Here is an 18193-nt window from a genome sequence, read left to right on the forward strand (position 1 = left end):
CATTGTCACGCCCCTCGCCCTGCACGTTCCGCCGCCCGGTCGGGCCAGGGACGCATCACCATTTCACCGGCATTTCTGAGATCAAAAATTTGCGCTTCATAGTCGAGCACGCCGCGCTCCTCATGCATCGCCGCCAACAGCGCCAGGGCGCTCGCAGGATCATCTTCGGGCAGTAAAACGTCGCCGCCGCTTTGAAGGCGCAGGCTCCAACGCCGCTCGCCCACCCGAATGGCGTGGGTGACGCGGTCGCGAATGTCAGGGTGCATCTCAAGAAGCCCGATAACGCTGGGCGCCTCCACATTGGCGTCCTCGCCCACGACACGTGGCAAATACGCAAAGTCGAGAGGATTGGCGGCGTTGATGATCGCACCCTCTTCATCAATCACATGATGGGTCTGGTTGATCTGCCACAGCGCATAGGGCTGGCGTTCCTCGATTAGGACCGCGATCCGGTCCGGCCACAGCCGCAAGACTTCAGCCGATTTCACCCAGGATAAAGACTGGATGGCGTCCCGCGCGGCGTTCAGATCCACCCGGCTGAGCCCCAGCCCCGGCGCGGCGCCCACCGCCATGGCGATCTCCTCGACCCCGGTGCGGTCCGCGCCCGCCACATCGAGCCAGTCCAGGGTATAGCCCGCCTGCTCCAGCTCGGTCTCGGCCCGGCCCGCCAGCATGCCGCCCACATCATCAAGCTGACCGAACGCCAGCAGAATAACCGCCGTCCCCGCCAGCAAGGCGCCGAAGACGGTGAAGATCAGCTTGAAGGCGTAGCTCGCCCGATTGCGCGCCGCACGCCATTGCGCGGCCGCCCAATTGGACAGCTTTCGACCGCCCGCCGCTTTGGGGGCCTGATTCGACTTGCGCCGGGCTTTCGATGAGTCTCGAGCGCCGGCGCCCTTCAGCTTGGACACGCCGCATTCTCCACCATCCACGCTACGAGATCGGGGAAACCGACGCCGCAGTGCGCCGCCTGTTCGGGCGCAAGGGATGTAGGAGTCATGCCGGGTTGGGTGTTAATTTCGAGTAACCAAACCCCGCCTGTCACCGGATCATATCGGAAATCAGACCGGGTCAGACCTTCGCATCCCAGCGCCTGATGGGAGGTCAGCGCATCGCGCATGCACTGGTCAAACACAGCTTGCGGCACATCTGCGGGCAGCTGGTGAGCCGAGCCGCCTTCCGCATACTTCGCGTCATAATCATAAAAGGCGGTTTTTGGCACAATCTCGGTGACGGTCAGCGCCCGATCGCCCATCACCGCCACCGTCAGTTCTCGCCCCGGAATGAAGCGCTCGATCAGCACTTCTTCGTCATAGGGCCAGTCCTCTGAACCCAGAATAGCGGGCGGACGATTGGCGCCCTCTGGCACGATCACAACCCCCACCGAGCTGCCTTGCGCATTGGGTTTGGCCACATAGGGCGGCGCCATCACATGCTCGCGCGCGGCGTCAAACCGGCTGATCAACTGACCTTCGGGGCATTGGATCCCCGCCTCGCGCAGCACCGCCTTGGCGCGCTGCTTGTCCATGGCCAGCGCCGACGCTGCGACGCCTGAATGGGTGTAGGGATAGCCCAGATAGTCGAGCACGCCCTGCACCCGGCCATCCTCGCCCCAATCGCCATGCAGAGCGTTAAAGACCACATCGGGCTTCGCCGCCTTGAGCTGCTCCATCCAGTCAGCCTCCTGCGGATCGATCGCAGAAACCTGATAGCCCTGGCTCTCCAGCGCCTCGATCACCTTCTGGCCCGAGACGAGCGAGACATCGCGCTCCGGGCTGCGCCCGCCCAGAAGAACCGCTACATGCTTGCTCATTGCGGCTCTCCGATCCGTTTCACTTCCCAAGTCAGTTCGACGCCGAACTGATCCTTGACCGCCGCGCGCACAGTTTCGCCCAGGGTCTCGAGATCGCTGGCGGTCGCTGTGCCGTCATTGATCAGGAAATTGCAATGCTGCTCGGAAAAGCGCGCGCCGCCAATGGGTTTGCCGCGCCAGCCCACAGCATCCACCAACTGCCAGGCGGACCGACCGCCGGACGTGTCCGGATCGGGGTTCTTGAAGGTGGAGCCCGAGGTTTTCTCGCGGATGGGCTGCGTGGTCTCGCGCCGCTCGGTGATGGCGGTCATGCGTTCGGTGACAGCTTCGGGATCATCCGCCTGCCCTTCAAACACCGCCTCGATGAAGATCCAGTCTTCGGGCGCATCGGAATGGCGATAGGCGTAACCCAGCTCTGAGACGGGCGCGATGATGCGGCGGCCGGTGCGGTCCAACGCAATCGCTTCGACCAGCACATCCTTGGTTTCTGTTCCGTAGCAGCCCGCATTCATCCGCAAGGCGCCGCCAATGGCGCCCGGCACGCCCACATAGAATTCGAGCCCGGCGATCCCGGCTTTCGCCGCCGCCTTGGCGACCATTTTATCAAGCGCCGCCGCGCCCGCACGGATGCGGGTGTTCTCCAGCGCTTCGACCTTGCCGAACGCAGGCGTCAGCTTGACCGTCACGCCCTTAAGGCCGCCATCACGCACCAGCGTGTTGGAACCCGCGCCCAGCACCCGCACGTCGATATCGCGCGGGGTCTCCGCCAGAAAGCGCGCCAGATCGGCGGCGTCTGCGGGCAGGAACAAAACTTGCGCCGGACCGCCCACGCGCAGCCAGGTGATGTCGGCCAGCGACGCGTTCTCGATCAGCTTGCCGCGCACCTCGGGCAGACGATGCAGGAGAGAGGGCCAGCTCAACCTTGCGCCTCCAGACGCTGCGGCAGCTCCGCCGCCCAGGCGGTGATGTCGCCCGCGCCCAGACAGACGATCAGATCACCCGGCTCGATAAAGGCCATAAGGTCCCGCGGCAGGCTTTCACGCGTGGTGGCGCTGGCGTTGCGGTGACCGTGGCGCGCCAGTCCGGCGACCAGCGCCTCCTGGCTGGCGCCTTCAATCGGGGCTTCGCCCGCAGTGAACACCGGGGTCACCAGCACGCTGTCAGCATCGTTGAAACAGGTGCAGAAATCTTCAAACAGGTCATGCAGGCGCGAATAGCGATGGGGCTGCACGACGGCGTGCACCCGACCGTCGCCCACTTGCTGGCGCGCCGCTTTTAACACGGCGGTGATCTCGACGGGGTGGTGACCGTAATCGTCAACCACCGTCACGCCATGGGCTTGTCCGGTCAGGGTGAAGCGGCGTTTGACGCCGGTGAAACCCGCGAGCGCCGTGCGCGCTTCTTCTTCGCCGCCGCCCAGCGCCTGGACCACAGCCAGCGCGCCGGCTGCGTTCAGCACATTATGCTCGCCCATCATCGGCAGGCTGATCCCCGCCCAGGTCACCGGCTCGGTCCCGCGCGGCTGGAAGGTCAGATCAAAATGCCCGCCGGTCTCATCCATGACGAGATTGGACAGGCGCACATCGGCCTGGGGTGAGAAGCCATAGGTGATGACGCGCCGGTCTTCGATTTTCGCCGCCAGCGCCTGCACTTCAGGATGGTCGATGCACAGCACCGCAAAGCCGTAAAACGGCAGGTTCTCGACAAACTGGGCGAAGGCCGCGCGCAGCGCGTCGAACGAGCCGTAATGCTCCATATGTTCAGGATCGATATTGGTGATGATCCCCACCGAGCCGCGCAGCTTCAGGAACGAGCCGTCGCTTTCATCGGCCTCGACCACCATCCACTCGCCCTCGCCGATCTTGGCGTTCGAGCCATAGGCGGAAATGATGCCGCCATTGATCACGGTCGGGTCAAAGCCCGCTGAATCCATCAGGCACGCCACGAGCGAGGTCGTGGTGGTCTTGCCATGGGTGCCGGCGACCGCGACCGCATGCTTGAGACGCATCAGCTCGGCCAGCATCTCCGCCCGGCGCACCACCGGCGTGCGTTTGGCGCGCGCGGCGACCAGTTCGGGATTGTCAGGCTTCACAGCGCTGGACACCACCAGCGCGCCTGCGCCGTCTACGTTCTCAGCGGCGTGGCCGATATGAACAGTCGCGCCCTTGGCGCGCAGCCGCTGGACATTGGCGCTGTCTTTGATGTCAGAGCCCGTCACCTGATAGCCCAGCGTCAGCATGACTTCGGCGATGCCGCTCATGCCGATGCCGCCTATGCCGACGAAATGAACGGGACCCACGGAGGCGGCGAGATCAATAGGCGGCATCAGGTTTTCGGCTCCGCAGCTTGGACAATCAGATCAGCAAGACGCTCATGCGCGTCGGGACGGCCTTCGGTTCGGGCCAGACGCGCGCGCGCGTCCAGAGCTTCGCCGTCCGCCAGCAGCGTTTCAAGCTGCGCTCGCAGATGATCAACGGTGAACTCCGCCTCAGTCATCATGTCCGCGGCGCCGACCTTCACAAGCCCTTGCGCGTTCGCGGTCTGGTGATCATCCATGGCGATGGCCAGCGGCACGAAGAGGGCGGGACGGCCGATGGCTGAGATCTCGGACACGGACGATGCGCCCGAGCGCGAAATCACCAGATGGGTCTCGGCGTACAGACGCCCCATATCGCGAAAGAACGGGCTGAGCTCGGCCTGCACGCCGGCATCGGCATAAAGACCGCGCGCGCTGTCGAGGCTTTCCTCGCGCGTTTGCTGGACCACTTTCAGCCGCAAACGCAAATCTTCAGGCAAGGCAGCGATCGCCCGCGGCACGGTTTCAGACAGGATGCGCGCGCCGAGCGAGCCGCCGAGCACCAGAAGACGGATCTCGCCGCCCGGCTGCGGCGGTTCGTACTCAACTTCACGAGCGCTCAAAACCTGGGCGCGCACCGGATTGCCGGTGACCGCATGCACGGCTTCGTCCGGCATTTTATCGAGACGCGTGAAGCCCGAGGCGACGCTGACCACAGATCCGGCGAACAGGCGGTTCACCCGGCCGAGCACCGCGTTCTGTTCATGGATGACGCGCGGGACGGAGTTCATCCACGCCGCCGTCAGCACGGGAAAAGCCGGATAGCCGCCAAAGCCCGCGACCACATGAGGCTGGTATTCCGCCAGAATTTTGCGCGCCTGGAAGACCCCGGTGGTGAGCTTCATCACCGATTGCGCCATCTTGACCGGGTTTTTGGAGAACGGGCTGGACGCCTCGATCTCGGTCACGCCCTCGCCGGGGAAGTCGCGCGCATGCTTGGCGCCGCGCGCATCGGTCACCAGTTTGACCGACCAGCCACGCGCGATCAGGGCGTCCGCGGCCGCGCGGGCCGGAAACATATGGCCGCCCGTTCCCCCGGCGGCGATGAGCACTCGTTTCGGGGTCACGTGGATAACGCTCCTTGGCGGGGCCGGTGCGCATAGGCGCCCGGACGACGACGGGTCAGCGCCAGTAGCAAGCCGGCGGAGAAACACAAAGCCAGCATGGACGAGCCTCCATAGGAGATGAAGGGCAAGGTCATGCCGGTGGGCGGCGCGATATCGAGATTCACCCCGATATTCACAAGCGCCTGCAGCGCGAAGAGCAGCGCCAGCCCGGAGGTGGCGAGCTGGGCGAACGGATCGGTCAGGCGCAGCGAGAGCATCCAGGCCCGCGCAAACAGCAGGGCGTAAAGCCCGATGATCGCCAGCGAGGCGATCAGGCCATATTCTTCCGCCGCCACCGAGAACACGAAATCGGTGTGCGCTTCGGGCAGCAAATGCTTGACCTGGCCTTCGCCCGGCCCGGCGCCCCAGACGCCGCCACGCGACATGGCGTCGAGCGCAGTTTCGGTCTGGGTCTGGGCGCCGCCCGGGCCGATAAAGTCCAGAATGCGGTCACGCACATGGGGCAGCGCCACATACGCGCCGCCGCCGCCGATGACCGCCAGAACGCCCAGAATTGTCGTGTGCAGCCAGGACAGGCCGCCCGCCCAAAGAAGCGCGCCGAACACCAGCGAGATCAGCACCGTCTGGCCAAAATCAGGCTGCAGCATCAACAAGATCACCGACAGGCCATAAAAGCCGAACGCCACCAGACGCCCAGGCACCGGCGCGCCGCGATCCTCCTCGGCGAACAGCCAGGCGGCGATCACCACGAATGCGGGTTTGAGCACTTCCGACGGCTGCAGCGAAAACGTCCCCAAACGGATCCAGCGCGTCGCGCCTTTTACATCCGCTCCGATGATCAGAACCAGAACCAAGGCGATCAAGGCTCCCACAAGCGCCAGTCCGGCGAAGCGCCGGACGCCTGTCACCGACAGCGCAGAAGCGAAGGCCAGAATGGCGAGACCCGCGCCCGCGAAAAAAAGCTGGCGGTAGAGATAATAGAACGGGTCATCGATCCAGGCGGCGCGCTCGGCCGCAGCAGGGCTGGCGGCGAAGGCCAGAACAATCCCGATCGCCATCAAGAAGATCACGATGACCAGGATCGGGCGGTCCAGTCCGCTCCACAATCCGGCCTTGCGACGGGTGCTCATGCGCGTTTCCTAAATCGTCAGCGCCCGCGAATGCGGCGGCCTAGCGAAGTTTCAAAGTGGAGAGGCCAATCAGAGCGAGCACGAAGGCGATGATCCAGAACCGGATCACGATGGTCGGCTCGGCCCAGCCCAGTTTCTCGTAGTGGTGGTGGATCGGCGCCATGCGGAAGACGCGCTTTCCGGTGAGCTTGAAGCTGGCCACCTGGACCATCACCGACACCGCTTCCAGCACGAACAGGCCGCCAATGATCACCAGAACGATCTCGTGCTTCACCGCCACTGCGATCGTTCCGATGGCGCCGCCCAGCGACAACGAACCGGTATCGCCCATGAACACCATCGCTGGCGGCGCGTTGTACCACAAAAAGCCCAAGCCTGCGCCAATCATGGCCCCGCAGATCACCGACAACTCGCCGGTGCCGGGGGTGAAGTTCAGAAACAGGTATTCTGAATACACAGACGAGCCGACGAAATAGGCGATGAAGCCAAAGCTCGCCGCCGCGATCATCACCGGCACGATGGCGAGGCCATCCAACCCGTCGGTCAGGTTCACGGCGTTTGATGCGCCCACGATCACAACCATGCCGAACAGGTAGAATGCGTAGCTGAGCGGAACCATCAGATCCTTGAAGAAGGGCACGGCCACTGACGTCGCGAAATTGTCCGGCGTGTCCGGCGCGGTGTCGAGCAGATAGACCATGGCCACCACCGCGATCGCGGCGATGATGAATTGCAGGATCAGCTTGCCCTTGCCCGACAGGCCTTCGGTGGATTTCTGGGTGACCTTGCGCCAGTCGTCGATAAAGCCGATCCCGCCAAAGCCTGCGGTGACGAAGATCACCACCCACAGATAGGGGTTGGAGATGTCCGCCCAGATCAGCGTGCCCGCCAGAATGCCCGCCAGAATGATGAACCCGCCCATGGTGGGGGTGCCCGCCTTGGCGACGATATGGCTTTCCGGTCCGTCGGTGCGAATCGGTTGGCTGCCCTTGGTGCGCAACCAGCCGATAAAGGGATTGCCGATGGCGAGCGCCAGCACAAAGGCGGTCATCATCGCGGCGCCGGTGCGGAAGGTCAGATAATTGATCAGGTTAAGGGCCTGGAACTGATCGGCGAATGGCGACAGCAAAAGATAAAGCATGGTCGAATGGGCCTTTTAGGCGGAGGCGGTGGCGGACGCGGCTTTGTCGCGCAAGGAAGACACAAGTTTATGAACGCCAGATGCATTTGATCCCTTAACAAGGACCACATCCCCATCCCGCGCCAGTTCGGTCACGCTTTCAACCACAGTGTCGGCGCTCTCGCACCAGTGCGCGCGCAGCGCCGGCGGCAAGGCGTCCATCAAGGCGCGGGCGCCCTCGCCCACCCCGATGACCTGATCCACCCCCGCTTCGACCAGCGGTTCGGCCAGGCTGGCGTGCAGGGCATGGCTGTCCGGGCCCAGCTCCAGCATCTCGCCAATCACGGCCAGCTTGCGGCCCTGGCCGTGCGGTTTGCGCAGCTTGAGCGCGCTGAACGCCGCGCGCATGGAGGCGGGGTTGGCGTTATAGCTTTCATCCACCACTTCGACGACGCGGCCTTTTGAAAGCTGAGCAAAGAAGGCGACGCCGCGTCCGGCGGTCGGTTTGAGCTCAGACAGCGCATCCAGCGCCAGATCCGGATCGACGCCGGCGCCCAAGGCCGCCGCCACCACGCCCGCTGCGTTCACCGCCTGGTGCGCTCCGGGCAAACGCAGGCGGAAATCCATCGGCTTGCCCATCACATCCATACGGCCCACGCCTCCATCCGGTCCTTCGTCATAGGACAGAATGCGCACCGCGGCGCCCGGAGTAAGACCGAAATCAAGCATGAATCCGGCGCCCGAGCCCTGCACCGCCTGCATCAGGCGCGGCGCGAACTCGTCATCGGCCGGGATCACCGCCACGCCATCCGCTTCAAGCCCTTCAAAGATCTCGGCCTTGGCGTCGGCGATGGCTTCCATGGAGCCCAGATTCTCAAGGTGAGCGGGCGCGATCTTGGTGATCATCGCTACATGCGGACGCACCATCTGGGTCAGGGTCGAAATCTCGCCCTTATGGTTCATGCCCATTTCAAACACGGCGTGCCGGGTCGCTTCGGGCATGCGCGACAGGGTCAGCGGCACGCCCCAATGATTGTTATAGCTCTTCTCAGACCAGTGCGCCGGTCCCGCCTTGCGAAAGACCGCGGCCAACGCCTCCTTGACGCTGGTCTTGCCGACCGAGCCTGTTACGCCCACGCGCACAGCGTCCGAACGGCGCCGCGCGCCCTCGCCCAGCTTGACCAGACCGTCCAGCACATCGCTGACCACCAGCCGCGGGCCTGAGCAGACCTCAGGGCGCGAAACGAGCACCGCCGCCGCGCCCTTGTCGAGCGCGGTCTGTGCAAAGTCATGGCCGTCTCGGCGATCCGTCAGAGCGACGAACAGATCGCCGGGCTGCAGCGTACGCGTATCAATGGAGACGCCGGTCGCTGTCCAGCCGCCCTCGGTCAGGCGTCCGCCGGACGCCTCCGCGGCTTGCTTGGCGGTCCAGAGCGGCGTGCTCATGCCGTGCCTCCCCGCTGCTGCAGGATGGAGGATACGATCTTGGTCTCGTCAAACGGGATGACGCGATCAGCCAAAATCTGGCCCGTCTCATGGCCTTTGCCGGCGATCAGCAAGACATCGCCCTTTTTCAGCTGCTCGATCCCGGCGCGAATCGCGGCTTCGCGATCAGGGATTTCCTGCGCATCGGGACAGGCGGCCATGATCGCCTTGCGAATGCTGGCGGGGTCTTCGGTGCGCGGATTGTCATCGGTCACGATGGCGATGTCGGCCAGCCGCGCCGCGATCTCGCCCATGGGCGCGCGCTTGGTGGCGTCCCGGTCTCCGCCCGCGCCAAACACTAAAACGATCCGGCCCTGGGTATGCGGCCGGGCCGCGCGCAGCAATTTATCCAGCCCGTCGGGCGTGTGCGCGTAATCGAGCAGCACCGGCGCGCCGTCCATGGTGGTCCCGACCGTTTGCAAACGCCCGGCGACGCCCTGCAAGGCGCCCATGGCGTCAAACGCCTGATCGGGCTGCACGCCGCTGGCGATGGCCAGAGCCGCCGCGCCCAGCGCATTGGCGGCCTGAAACTCGCCGATCAGCGGCAGGTCAACCTCGCGCTCCTCGCCTTTCCAGCTGAAGCGCACATGCTGGCTGGCGGGGTGCGGCGTGATTTCATGCACGGTCAGGTCCCGGCCGCGCCAGCCGATCTCGACCGGGCTCAGCCCTGCGGATTGGGCCGCCTGCGCCACACGTGCGGACCAGTCTGAATCCATATTGATCACCGCCGGCGCGCCCATGGGCGCCAGTGTTGAGAACAGCCGCATCTTGGAGGTGAAATAGTCCTCAAAGTCGGGGTGATAATCGAGATGGTCCTGAGTGAGGTTGGTGAACCCCACCAGCGCCAGGCGCGCGCCGTCCATGCGGCGCTGTTTCAGCCCGTGCGAAGACGCTTCCATCGCCAGATGGGTGACGCCTTCCTCGGTCAGCTTGTCCAGGCTTTCGTGAAGCGCGATCGCGTCGGGCGTCGTATAGCCCACATCCGTCCGGCCTGAGGCGCGGGTCACACCAAGAGTTCCCAGCGCCGCCGCTTCAAGACCCGACGCCGCCCAGATCTGGCGCAGGAACTCAACGGTCGAGCTTTTGCCATTGGTGCCAGTCACCGCCGCAATGGTCGCAGGCTGACGCGGATAGAAGTGTGCAGCAATCGCCGACAGGGCGCCCGCCGGATCTTCCGCCTCGATGACCGGGACAGAGGCCTGCGTCCCTTGAGGCGCGAGCACGCACACTGCGCCCTTCTCGATCGCCATAGGAATGAATTGGGTTCCGTTGACCTTCACGCCGGGCAACGCCGCGAACAGGTCACCGGGCTTCACCTTGCGGCTGTCGAGCGCCAATCCCCTGATTTCAAGGCCGTCCGCCCCCGTCGGGGCGCTCAGGCTCTCGGGCAGCAAATCAGCAAGTGTACGGATCATTGCGGGTCCTCAAGCAGGGCGTCTTCCAGTGCGACCGGTTCCTCGGACGGGGCCACGATACGCGGACGGGGCGCGAACAGTTCAGCGACCACCGAGACTTGCGCCTCAGGATCAGCGTCATGACGATCGATGTCCAGAACACCGGCCAGCGCACGGATGATTTCGCCCGCCGCCGGCATGGCCGTCCAGCCCGCGGTGGAAAACCCGTGGGTTTCCGCCGTCGGCTGGGGGCGGTCCATTGAGACCGTCAGCACATATTGCGGATCATCAAAGGGAAATACGGCGACAAAGCTGTTGAAGGTGCTGCCTTCCACATACTGACCGCCGACGACCCGTTCCGCCGTACCGGTCTTGCCCGCCACGGCCAATCCTTCCACATCCGCCGTCCCGGTCTGGGAGCGCGCCACAAACTCGCGCATCACGCCCAGCACCTGGGCGGCGACGCTGGAGCTCATCACAGGCACGCCCGCCACCGTCTCGCCCGGCGCGACGGGGCGCAGTGTGGGCGGAGTGTAGACGCCGCCATTGGCCAGCGCGGAATACGCCGCCGCCAGCGCCAGCGGGCTGACCTGAAAGCCGTGCCCGTAAGACGCGGTCATGGTCTGGATGCGGCCCCAGCGGCGCGGCAGGCTCGGTCCCGCCGCTTCCAGCAGCTCCACGGGCGGCGCTTCAAACAGGCGCAGATCGGAATAAAAACCCGTCAGATCGTCCGCGCCGATCAGATCGGCCATGCGCGCAGAGGCGATATTGGAGGAATAGAGCACCATTTCCCGCGCGGTCAGCGGACGGTTCTCGCCGCGATAATCATGGATGGCGTGACCGCCGATCTGCACAGGCGTGGTGGCGTCAAAGACATCGTCCATATGCACGCTGCCCGCTTCGAGACCGGCGGCGAGGGACAATGGCTTGAACACGGACCCCAGCTCGTAAACGCCCTGCACCGCCTGATTGAACAGCGGATCGATATCAGAGCCCGGCGCAGTCGCTTCGGCGAACCGGTTGGGATCGTAATCAGGCAAGGAAGCCATGGCGATGATCTCGCCGGTGCCCACCCGCATCAGAACCGCCGACGCGCCCGCCGCCTGATGCGCCGCCATGCGTTCGCGCAAAATGCTTTCGACCCGGTATTGCGCGGTCAGGTCAATGGATAGGCTGACCGGACGCCCGCCTTCGGCCAGCTCGGCCTCAAAGGCGCGCTCGGCGCCCGCCACGCCTTCCATCTGACCGTCCACATAGCCGACCAGATGCGCGGCGACGCGCTGTTTGGGATAGATGCGCCCCGGCTCGACGCGGAAATTCACGCCCGGCAGCCCCAAAAGGTGGATCGCCTGGCGCACGCGCGGGCTCAGCCCGTCTGCAATAGGGACATAGCGCGAATTGGAGGACAGCCTGCGGGTCAGCCGCTCCACATCCAGATCAGGCAGGACCGTGGCCAATTGCTGGGCGACCTCTTCGGCGTCCCAGACATAAAGCGGATCGGCGTAAACCGAATGAAAGTCGAGCGTGGCGGCGAGGATTTCACCATCGCGATCCAGGATCGAGGCGCGGCGCACCGGCGCCATCTGGGCCGCAGCGGCTTCAAACCGCGCATCGGCCTCGCCATTAAACACCGCGATCTCCACCGCCCGGCCCGCGGAAATGACGAAGCCGACGCTCAGCACCAGACCGATGACGCTCAGACGTGAGCGGCGGCGACCCGCCAGATTGCTGCGGTTTTCAATGCGCACACGGCGCATGGCCTGCGCCGGGGCCGACTCCACCGGCGCGGGCGGGGTGGCGCGATGGTCATCCTTGACCCGCACCCGCCGCGAAAGCCGCCGGAGGAACTTCATCAGTTCTGTCCGGGATTGGCGTAAGACACGCGCGCCGTGGCCACGCCCTGTTGCGGCGCGCGCAAGCCTTCAGGCGCGTCCTGGGCGCTCAGGCGCGGCAACTCGGAAAAGGCCAGCTCCTGCTCGGGACGCACCGGCTCAAAGCCCAGATAGGCGCGCGCCAGACGACGCAGGTTCTCAGGCTCTTCCTGATGGGAGATTTCCGCGTCGAGCGCGCTGACCCGCCCGCGTTCACGCGCCAGCTCGGCCTGAAGCTGGGCGAGTTTTTCAGAATCGCTGGCGGTCCCTGATTTGGCCACATACAGCGCGGCGAGCAGGATGGCGGCGACGAGAACGCCGACGATTTCAACGATGCGGATCATTGAACACACTCCTCAAGACGGCGATAGGGCGGCACGCCCGCAAAGCCTTCTTCATCACGGGGCCAGGCCGGGTTTTCAGTCCGGATTCCAGCGCGCAGTTTGGCGGAACGCGCGCGCGGGTTTTCAAACGCTTCCACATCGGACGCGGCCTGCGCTTTCTTGCTGATCACCGAAAAGCTCGGTTCGCGCTCAGGCTGGATTTCGGGCTGGTGGCGCGAGCCGCCGCCCATCAGGCCGCCGCGCTCGCGCAAAAAGGTCTTCACAATGCGGTCTTCCAGCGAGTGGAAGGTCACCACCACCAGGCGCCCGGCGGGTTTGAGCACCTGTTCAGCCGCTTGCAGCCCGCGCACCAGCTCGCCCAGCTCGTCATTGACGTAAATGCGCAACCCCTGGAACGAACGCGTGGCGGGATGGATGCGGCCCGGCTTGCCGCCGACCGCCTTGCCGATGATGTCCGCCAGCGCCAGCGTGCGGGTGATCGGCTCGATCTCACGGGCGCGAATGATCGCCTGGGCGGCGCGGCGCGCATGACGCTCCTCGCCATAAATCTTGAAGATCGCCGCCAGTTCGTTGGCTTCAAGATGGTTCACGGCGTCCGCCGCCGTCGGGCCGGACTGGGACATGCGCATGTCCAGCGGCCCGTCTTTCTGAAAGGAAAAGCCGCGCTCGGCCTGGTCGATCTGCATGGAGCTGACCCCCAGATCAAGCACCACGCCGTCCACGCCCGAACTGCCCGCCGCCTCGATAATGTCTTCCATCATCGAGAACGGGCCGAAGCCGAAGGCGAAGCGGCCTTTGTAGGCCGTCGTCATCAGATCCGCCGTTTCACGCGCGCTCGGATCGCGATCAATCCCCAACACCCGGCACTCCGCCGCGCCCAGAATGCCGCGCGTATAACCGCCTGCGCCAAAAGTGCCGTCCACATACAGACCGCCATCGCGCGGCTGCAGCGCCGTCAGCACTTCATCCAGCATCACAGGGACATGGGAATTGTCGTTCATGACTCATCTCCCCGGCGGCGGGACGGGCGGCGCAGCGCAGATTTGTTGTCGCGCGCAAAGGCCAGATCGTCTTCGGCCTGATCGGCGTGGGCGGTCGGATCCCAGATCTCAAAGCGCTTGCCCATGCCGATGAACACGGCCTGCTTGGCGAGGCCGGCATGGTCGATCAGCTCTTTGGGCAGGGAGACACGGCCGGTGGAGTCAAAAGACAGCGCCTTGGCGCCGCCAAAGATCACACGCTCAAAAGCGGTGCGGGCCGGATCATAAGGATCCATGTCTTCGATGGCGTCGGAATAATCTTCGAGCAGGCGCTGCCCGCCGCCTTCCAGGAAGGGGCCGTTGAACGAGCGCCAGACATAGATGCCGGGAAAGCCCTGGCCGGACACGGTCGCGCGGAAATCGGCGGGTACAGACACCCGCCCTTTCGCATCAATCCCGTTGGTCGTCGTGGAGACGAACATGACCGGCTTAGCCCCATACTCACCCGCACCCCATCATGGCGGGTTAACTATGGGATAACATGGGAAAGCATGGGTTACAATGGTCCTAACCTGTTGCGAACCTCGTTTTACCGCATGAGAACTAAGAATTCCGTGAAAAACGGACCCCGAAAACAAGAACAGATTGAGAACAGATTGGGCGAGGCGTTAACCTTTGACGGCTCTAACGCTCGGAAAGACAAGATCAGAGGGCCTATAAGCCGGGTTCTGTCCCATGCCGTCCCATTAAGGACGAATGGGGGCGACCATTCCTCTAGGACGCCGCTTGCACGACGCCTCCAGCGACCTACCCGGACCTCGACGCGGAGGCGCGTCTGTCTCGCCGAAGCGAAACGCGGGTCCCTATTCGGTCTTGCTCCAGGCGGGGCTTGCCGTGCCCCCTTCCTTGCGGTCGGGGCGGTGGGCTCTTACCCCACCGTTTCACCCTTACCGCGCCGAAGCGCGGCGGTCTGATTTCTGCGGCGCTGTCCCTGAACCGGAAAACCGGCCCGCCGGGATTTCCCCGGCGCCTTGCCTCCATGGAGCCCGGACTTTCCTCTCCTGCAGGGGTTCCCCTCTTACAGCAGCGGCCGCCCGGCCCTCTGATCCCTCATCCCATCACGAAAAAGGCCGCCGCGGTCAAGCGCGACGGCCAGTCTTCGACATTGCGAGGGCGTCGAGTTAGCGGACCGACAGCGCGATCTCTGTCTCGCCCTCTGTCACCGTCACGGCGGCGTCGCGGAAACGGGGCGGGCCGAAATTCATCGGCGGATCATTGGAGATGGTCACAGGTTCAGCGGGAATGCCGAACGCCATGGTGCGCATCTCGCCGTCGCCCTCAGGGTCGCGCCAGACCTGGATCGCCCAGTCGCCAGCGGGAATATCTTCAAAGACGAAGACATCCTCGGCGCTGGCGGCGCGGCGCTGGCCATGCTCGCAGCGACCGCTCAGGAACGTATCCTCCGAGCAGATCGAGACATACATATCCCCTTCGGGGGTCGGGGTGCTGACGCTCACAGAGACTGAGCCCAAAGCGGCGATGAGGGATAACAACATGGGACAAGCTCCTTTGCTTTTCTGTCCCCAGATTGCCCCGTCCGCGCTCGACGATCAGGTTGCAGGCGTCACGTTTTAGAGGTGACAGATGTCACCTTCCGCCGCAGCCCTTCGATCAGGGCGCAAGTCTGTTCATCCGCAACGCCTGTCAACGCTTGCGGTCGGAAGCGTCGCTGGACCGCCAGAACGACAGCTTTCAGCCCTTCGTCATAGGCGCCCGTCGGCGCGACGCCATAGCCGATGTCGCCAAGCGCCTCTCGCACTGCTGCGACGGCTTTTCCCTCATCATCAGGGGCGCAGGGCGGCAGGATGGATGGAACCGCCTGCGGCCAGAGACCGACGCCCGCCTCGGCGAAGCGCTTCCAGGGAAACTTCTCGCCCGGATCCTGCTTGCGGTCCGGCGCCAGATCGGAATGCCCGATCACATCGCACGCCTTGATGGAATGACGCGCCAGAATGCCCTGGCTCAGCGTCAGCACCGCCTCGATCTGGGCGTCGGGAAAATCAGGCAGACCAAAATCATGACCGCCATTGACGATCTCGATCCCGATGGAGGCGGAGTTGATCTCGTTGCAGCCGCGCCAGACACCCTTGCCCGCATGCCACGCGCGCTTGTCCTCGCTCACAAGTTGGACGATGCGGCCATCCTCCTCAACCACATAATGCGCGCTCACAGAGAACTCTGGATCACACAGACGCTCGATCGCGGCCTCGCCGCTCTCCATGCCGGTATAGTGCAAGACCAGCATCGACAGCGGCAGGCGTCGGTCATTGAAATTGGGCGACGGGCGCTTGATCACGTCCATGCGTCTCTCCTGCTAGCGCGGGCGTCCCATAGGCGTTGTGGGGCCTACAGTCTTGGCGCGCCGCGCGGCGACCACGCCGACGCCCGCCAAGGCCAGAACACCGCCGACGATCAATTGCCAGGTGACCGGATCACCCAGCAAAACCACGCCCAAGATCACGCCGATCAGCGGCCCCATCAGGGTCAGAGGCGCAATCAAAGACGCGTCGTACCGGCGCAGCAGATAGTAGAAAGAACCGTGCCCGAAGATATTCACCAGCAGTACGGTGAAGGCCAGAGAGCCCACAAACAGCCAGCCGCCATCGAGCGACGCGGCGATCTGGTCGCGCTCGAACAAGAGCGTCATGGCCAGGAGCGGCGGCCAGGAGATCAGTCCGATCCAGGCCTGAAGCGACATGGCGGACATGTCCGCTTTCTTCACCAGGATGGAGCCCGCAGCGGCGGCGAACGCCGCGCCGACCCCGGCCAGAAGACCGGCGGTGAAAGAAAACTCGGCCGGCTTGAGCACCACCAGCGCCGCGCCGGCGAAGGCGATGGCCATGCCGCTGCCGCGAATCCAGCGCACCCGTTCTTTGAGAAAGATGATGGACAGAACCGTCGTGAAGGGCACCGCCAGCTGCACCACGATGGCGATGGCGGATGGCGACGCGTACCGCAGCCCGATGAAGAGCAGCGCGAACTGTATCGCGCCCATGGTCAGCGCCGCCCCGATCACCACGCCCATATGACGCGGCACGGGCCTGAGCCACGGACCCAGAACCGCATAGAGCAGGAAAAAGCGCAGGAAGGCGAAAAAGAAGGGCGGACTGCCCTCAAAGCCCTCCACCAGAACCGGCGTGCCCGACAGGGACCATTTCGCAACGACGAAATTCAGTCCCCAGACGAGGCAGACACCAAAGAGAAGAGCGAAGTGGCGAAGTGACATAGCTCCGCTCTAAGCGAGGCCGCCCTCGCCCGCAAGCAGTGTGTCGCTCACGATCAATTTCTGACTGTTAGCGTCGGCGAGCCCAGGCGGCGCGCCCTCAGCCTAAGCTAGACGCCGCGCGGCTGGTCTTCGCCATCGACGGTCCAGCCATGGGGGCCTCGATGCGCGTCGAGCACAGTCCGGTCCGTCTGTTTGCGAGAGCGTTTGACCACTTTGCGATACGCCCAATAGCCTGCAGCGCCAACCGCGGCGAGCCCTGCGACGACAAAAGCCGCCATGGTGAGAAACGCCGCCAGCACCAGAACCAGACCAATCACCGCCACAGCCGCTAGCCCTGCAAACAGCGCGCGCAACCCGTTCATCAGGCCGCCGGCATCATAAGTCTGTTGGTGCGTCATCACGATATCTCCACGGTGAGTCAGTCGTCCCCGCCTTGTCTATAGTTTGGGGGTTCAACGCCTCAGGTCAATGCTAGAGCCTCGAGCGTGAAAGAATTGTCATTCAGCTGGAGCGCCCAGCCCTTTCACGTCACGCTTGCGGGTGATCGCAGCGTAAGCCGCATTGATCACGGCCATCTTCTCCACAGCGATGCGTTGCATCTCGGCCGGCGCGCCGCGCGCGATCAGCCGGTCGGGATGGTTTTGCGAGGCGACCTTGCGATAGGCGGTCTTCACCGCCTGCTCATCTGCGTCCCGGTCGATGCCCAGTATCACATAAGGGTCGTCTTCAGGCGCGCCCAGATGCGCCACGCGGATGCGGTCATAGTCCCGCGCGGTGAAGCCGAACAGATCCGCCACCCGCGACAGGAAGTCATCTTCGTCCGGGGTGACGCGTCCATCGGCCTTGGCGATGTGAAACAAGCCGTCCAGAACATCTTCCAGCACCGCCGGATGGTCCTTGAACCGCCGCGCCAACCGGCGCGCATAGCCGTCAAAGCCCAGGGTCGTCTGCTTGGCGAGATCAAAAGCGCGGCGTAGCGAGGCTTCAAATCCGGGCGGCGCCTGAAACACCTGCAGGAAGGCGCGCTCTTCATTGCGCGTCACCACGCCATCAGCTTTCGCCATCTTCGCGCCCAGCCCGATCAAGGCCATGGCGAATTCCGCGTCATCCACCGCACGGCCAGGCGGGCAATCCTCGCCCCGGCACTCAAACGGATCGCGTTGCCCGGTGATCAGGTCGGCCAGTTTGCGCCAAAAGCTCATGCCCCTGCCTCCTGTATCGGAGCGCCGGTCGGGCTGCATGGAGTTTGAAAGCTACGCTGCATCCGCGAAATATTACCCAAAAGCGGGCGCTGACGCCATGATTTCGCGCACCGGGATGCGGGCCGCGTGTGCGGCCACGTTCTTG

Annotated in this window: 18 protein-coding genes and 1 other RNA gene; all 19 read right to left on the bottom strand. The window is 64.4% G+C overall.

Annotated features, from left to right (window positions below):
- Positions 1 to 5: 5 nt before the first annotated feature.
- Complete coding sequence (locus tag ACQ66J_RS03010) at positions 6 to 911, bottom strand: cell division protein FtsQ/DivIB (RefSeq protein WP_430430431.1); 906 nt, start codon at positions 909 to 911, stop codon at positions 6 to 8.
- Positions 899 to 1813: a D-alanine--D-alanine ligase gene (locus tag ACQ66J_RS03015; protein ID WP_430430432.1), complete on the bottom strand. Its 915-nt coding sequence runs from the start codon at positions 1811 to 1813 to the stop codon at positions 899 to 901. The genes ACQ66J_RS03010 and ACQ66J_RS03015 overlap by 13 nt, the downstream gene beginning before the upstream one ends.
- Entirely contained in the window at positions 1810 to 2733 is a 924-nt protein-coding gene (gene murB / locus ACQ66J_RS03020) for a UDP-N-acetylmuramate dehydrogenase (RefSeq protein ID WP_430430433.1), read from the bottom strand. The genes ACQ66J_RS03015 and murB overlap by 4 nt, the downstream gene beginning before the upstream one ends.
- Complete coding sequence (gene murC, locus ACQ66J_RS03025) at positions 2730 to 4139, bottom strand: UDP-N-acetylmuramate--L-alanine ligase (RefSeq protein ID WP_430430434.1); 1410 nt, start codon at positions 4137 to 4139, stop codon at positions 2730 to 2732. Before murC ends, murB begins: the two co-directional genes overlap by 4 nt.
- The gene (gene murG, locus ACQ66J_RS03030) at positions 4139 to 5236 is read right to left on the bottom strand and encodes an undecaprenyldiphospho-muramoylpentapeptide beta-N-acetylglucosaminyltransferase (protein ID WP_430430435.1); all 1098 of its coding nucleotides are present in this window, start codon (positions 5234 to 5236) and stop codon (positions 4139 to 4141) included. Before murG ends, murC begins: the two co-directional genes overlap by 1 nt.
- Complete coding sequence (locus ACQ66J_RS03035; RefSeq protein ID WP_375548547.1) at positions 5233 to 6366, bottom strand: FtsW/RodA/SpoVE family cell cycle protein; 1134 nt, start codon at positions 6364 to 6366, stop codon at positions 5233 to 5235. The genes murG and ACQ66J_RS03035 overlap by 4 nt, the downstream gene beginning before the upstream one ends.
- 40 nt (positions 6367 to 6406) lie before the next feature.
- Positions 6407 to 7507 (bottom strand): phospho-N-acetylmuramoyl-pentapeptide-transferase, encoded by a 1101-nt coding sequence (gene mraY / locus ACQ66J_RS03040; RefSeq protein WP_430430436.1) that lies wholly within the window; start codon positions 7505 to 7507, stop codon positions 6407 to 6409.
- A gap of 15 nt (positions 7508 to 7522) precedes the next feature.
- A complete protein-coding gene (locus ACQ66J_RS03045; RefSeq protein WP_430430437.1) occupies positions 7523 to 8932 on the bottom strand; it encodes a UDP-N-acetylmuramoyl-tripeptide--D-alanyl-D-alanine ligase in 1410 nt (469 codons plus the stop codon).
- Positions 8929 to 10386 (bottom strand): UDP-N-acetylmuramoyl-L-alanyl-D-glutamate--2,6-diaminopimelate ligase, encoded by a 1458-nt coding sequence (locus ACQ66J_RS03050; RefSeq protein ID WP_430430438.1) that lies wholly within the window; start codon positions 10384 to 10386, stop codon positions 8929 to 8931. Before ACQ66J_RS03050 ends, ACQ66J_RS03045 begins: the two co-directional genes overlap by 4 nt.
- Positions 10383 to 12218, bottom strand: a complete 1836-nt coding sequence (locus ACQ66J_RS03055; protein ID WP_430430439.1) for a peptidoglycan D,D-transpeptidase FtsI family protein — start codon at positions 12216 to 12218, stop codon at positions 10383 to 10385. The genes ACQ66J_RS03050 and ACQ66J_RS03055 overlap by 4 nt, the downstream gene beginning before the upstream one ends.
- Complete coding sequence (ftsL, locus tag ACQ66J_RS03060; protein WP_375548542.1) at positions 12218 to 12580, bottom strand: cell division protein FtsL; 363 nt, start codon at positions 12578 to 12580, stop codon at positions 12218 to 12220. Before ftsL ends, ACQ66J_RS03055 begins: the two co-directional genes overlap by 1 nt.
- The gene (gene rsmH / locus ACQ66J_RS03065; protein WP_430430440.1) at positions 12577 to 13581 is read right to left on the bottom strand and encodes a 16S rRNA (cytosine(1402)-N(4))-methyltransferase RsmH; all 1005 of its coding nucleotides are present in this window, start codon (positions 13579 to 13581) and stop codon (positions 12577 to 12579) included. The genes ftsL and rsmH overlap by 4 nt, the downstream gene beginning before the upstream one ends.
- Positions 13578 to 14042 (bottom strand): division/cell wall cluster transcriptional repressor MraZ, encoded by a 465-nt coding sequence (locus tag ACQ66J_RS03070; RefSeq protein ID WP_028284499.1) that lies wholly within the window; start codon positions 14040 to 14042, stop codon positions 13578 to 13580. The genes rsmH and ACQ66J_RS03070 overlap by 4 nt, the downstream gene beginning before the upstream one ends.
- A 219-nt stretch (positions 14043 to 14261) precedes the next feature.
- Positions 14262 to 14666, bottom strand: an RNA gene (gene rnpB, locus ACQ66J_RS03075) — RNase P RNA component class A.
- A gap of 75 nt (positions 14667 to 14741) precedes the next feature.
- Entirely contained in the window at positions 14742 to 15116 is a 375-nt protein-coding gene (locus ACQ66J_RS03080; protein WP_375548539.1) for a DUF2141 domain-containing protein, read from the bottom strand.
- Positions 15117 to 15184: 68 nt separating this feature from the next.
- Complete coding sequence (locus tag ACQ66J_RS03085) at positions 15185 to 15922, bottom strand: N-acetylmuramoyl-L-alanine amidase (protein WP_430430441.1); 738 nt, start codon at positions 15920 to 15922, stop codon at positions 15185 to 15187.
- 12 nt (positions 15923 to 15934) lie between these two features.
- Positions 15935 to 16846 carry a DMT family transporter gene (locus ACQ66J_RS03090; RefSeq protein ID WP_375548537.1) on the bottom strand — a complete coding sequence of 304 codons (912 nt, stop codon included), beginning with the start codon at positions 16844 to 16846 and terminating at the stop codon, positions 15935 to 15937.
- Between the two features lie 107 nt (positions 16847 to 16953).
- Positions 16954 to 17244: a hypothetical protein gene (locus ACQ66J_RS03095; protein WP_375548536.1), complete on the bottom strand. Its 291-nt coding sequence runs from the start codon at positions 17242 to 17244 to the stop codon at positions 16954 to 16956.
- Positions 17245 to 17343: 99 nt separating this feature from the next.
- Positions 17344 to 18048, bottom strand: coding sequence for a TerB family tellurite resistance protein (locus ACQ66J_RS03100; RefSeq protein ID WP_430430442.1), 705 nt, complete (start codon positions 18046 to 18048; stop codon positions 17344 to 17346).
- Positions 18049 to 18193: the final 145 nt, after the last annotated feature.

The organism is Oceanicaulis sp. (assembly GCF_965284345.1).
GTDB lineage: Bacteria > Pseudomonadota > Alphaproteobacteria > Caulobacterales > Maricaulaceae > Oceanicaulis > Oceanicaulis alexandrii_A.

Bases quoted from the DNA above. Each gene is read 5' to 3' on its own strand.
- ACQ66J_RS03080 (WP_375548539.1), bottom strand. From the start codon at position 15,116: ATGTTGTTATCCCTCATCGCCGCTTTGGGCTCAGTCTCTGTGAGCGTC.
- ACQ66J_RS03100 (WP_430430442.1), bottom strand. From the start codon at position 18,048: ATGAGCTTTTGGCGCAAACTGGCCGACCTGATCACCGGGCAACGCGAT.
- ACQ66J_RS03045 (WP_430430437.1), bottom strand. From the start codon at position 8,932: ATGAGCACGCCGCTCTGGACCGCCAAGCAAGCCGCGGAGGCGTCCGGC.
- mraY (WP_430430436.1), bottom strand. From the start codon at position 7,507: ATGCTTTATCTTTTGCTGTCGCCATTCGCCGATCAGTTCCAGGCCCTT.
- rsmH (WP_430430440.1), bottom strand. From the start codon at position 13,581: ATGAACGACAATTCCCATGTCCCTGTGATGCTGGATGAAGTGCTGACG.
- ACQ66J_RS03085 (WP_430430441.1), bottom strand. From the start codon at position 15,922: ATGGACGTGATCAAGCGCCCGTCGCCCAATTTCAATGACCGACGCCTG.
- ACQ66J_RS03035 (WP_375548547.1), bottom strand. From the start codon at position 6,366: ATGAGCACCCGTCGCAAGGCCGGATTGTGGAGCGGACTGGACCGCCCG.
- ACQ66J_RS03055 (WP_430430439.1), bottom strand. From the start codon at position 12,218: ATGAAGTTCCTCCGGCGGCTTTCGCGGCGGGTGCGGGTCAAGGATGAC.
- ACQ66J_RS03015 (WP_430430432.1), bottom strand. From the start codon at position 1,813: ATGAGCAAGCATGTAGCGGTTCTTCTGGGCGGGCGCAGCCCGGAGCGC.
- ACQ66J_RS03050 (WP_430430438.1), bottom strand. From the start codon at position 10,386: ATGATCCGTACACTTGCTGATTTGCTGCCCGAGAGCCTGAGCGCCCCG.
- ACQ66J_RS03070 (WP_028284499.1), bottom strand. From the start codon at position 14,042: ATGTTCGTCTCCACGACGACCAACGGGATTGATGCGAAAGGGCGGGTG.
- ftsL (WP_375548542.1), bottom strand. From the start codon at position 12,580: ATGATCCGCATCGTTGAAATCGTCGGCGTTCTCGTCGCCGCCATCCTG.
- ACQ66J_RS03090 (WP_375548537.1), bottom strand. From the start codon at position 16,846: ATGTCACTTCGCCACTTCGCTCTTCTCTTTGGTGTCTGCCTCGTCTGG.
- murC (WP_430430434.1), bottom strand. From the start codon at position 4,139: ATGCCGCCTATTGATCTCGCCGCCTCCGTGGGTCCCGTTCATTTCGTC.
- ACQ66J_RS03095 (WP_375548536.1), bottom strand. From the start codon at position 17,244: ATGACGCACCAACAGACTTATGATGCCGGCGGCCTGATGAACGGGTTG.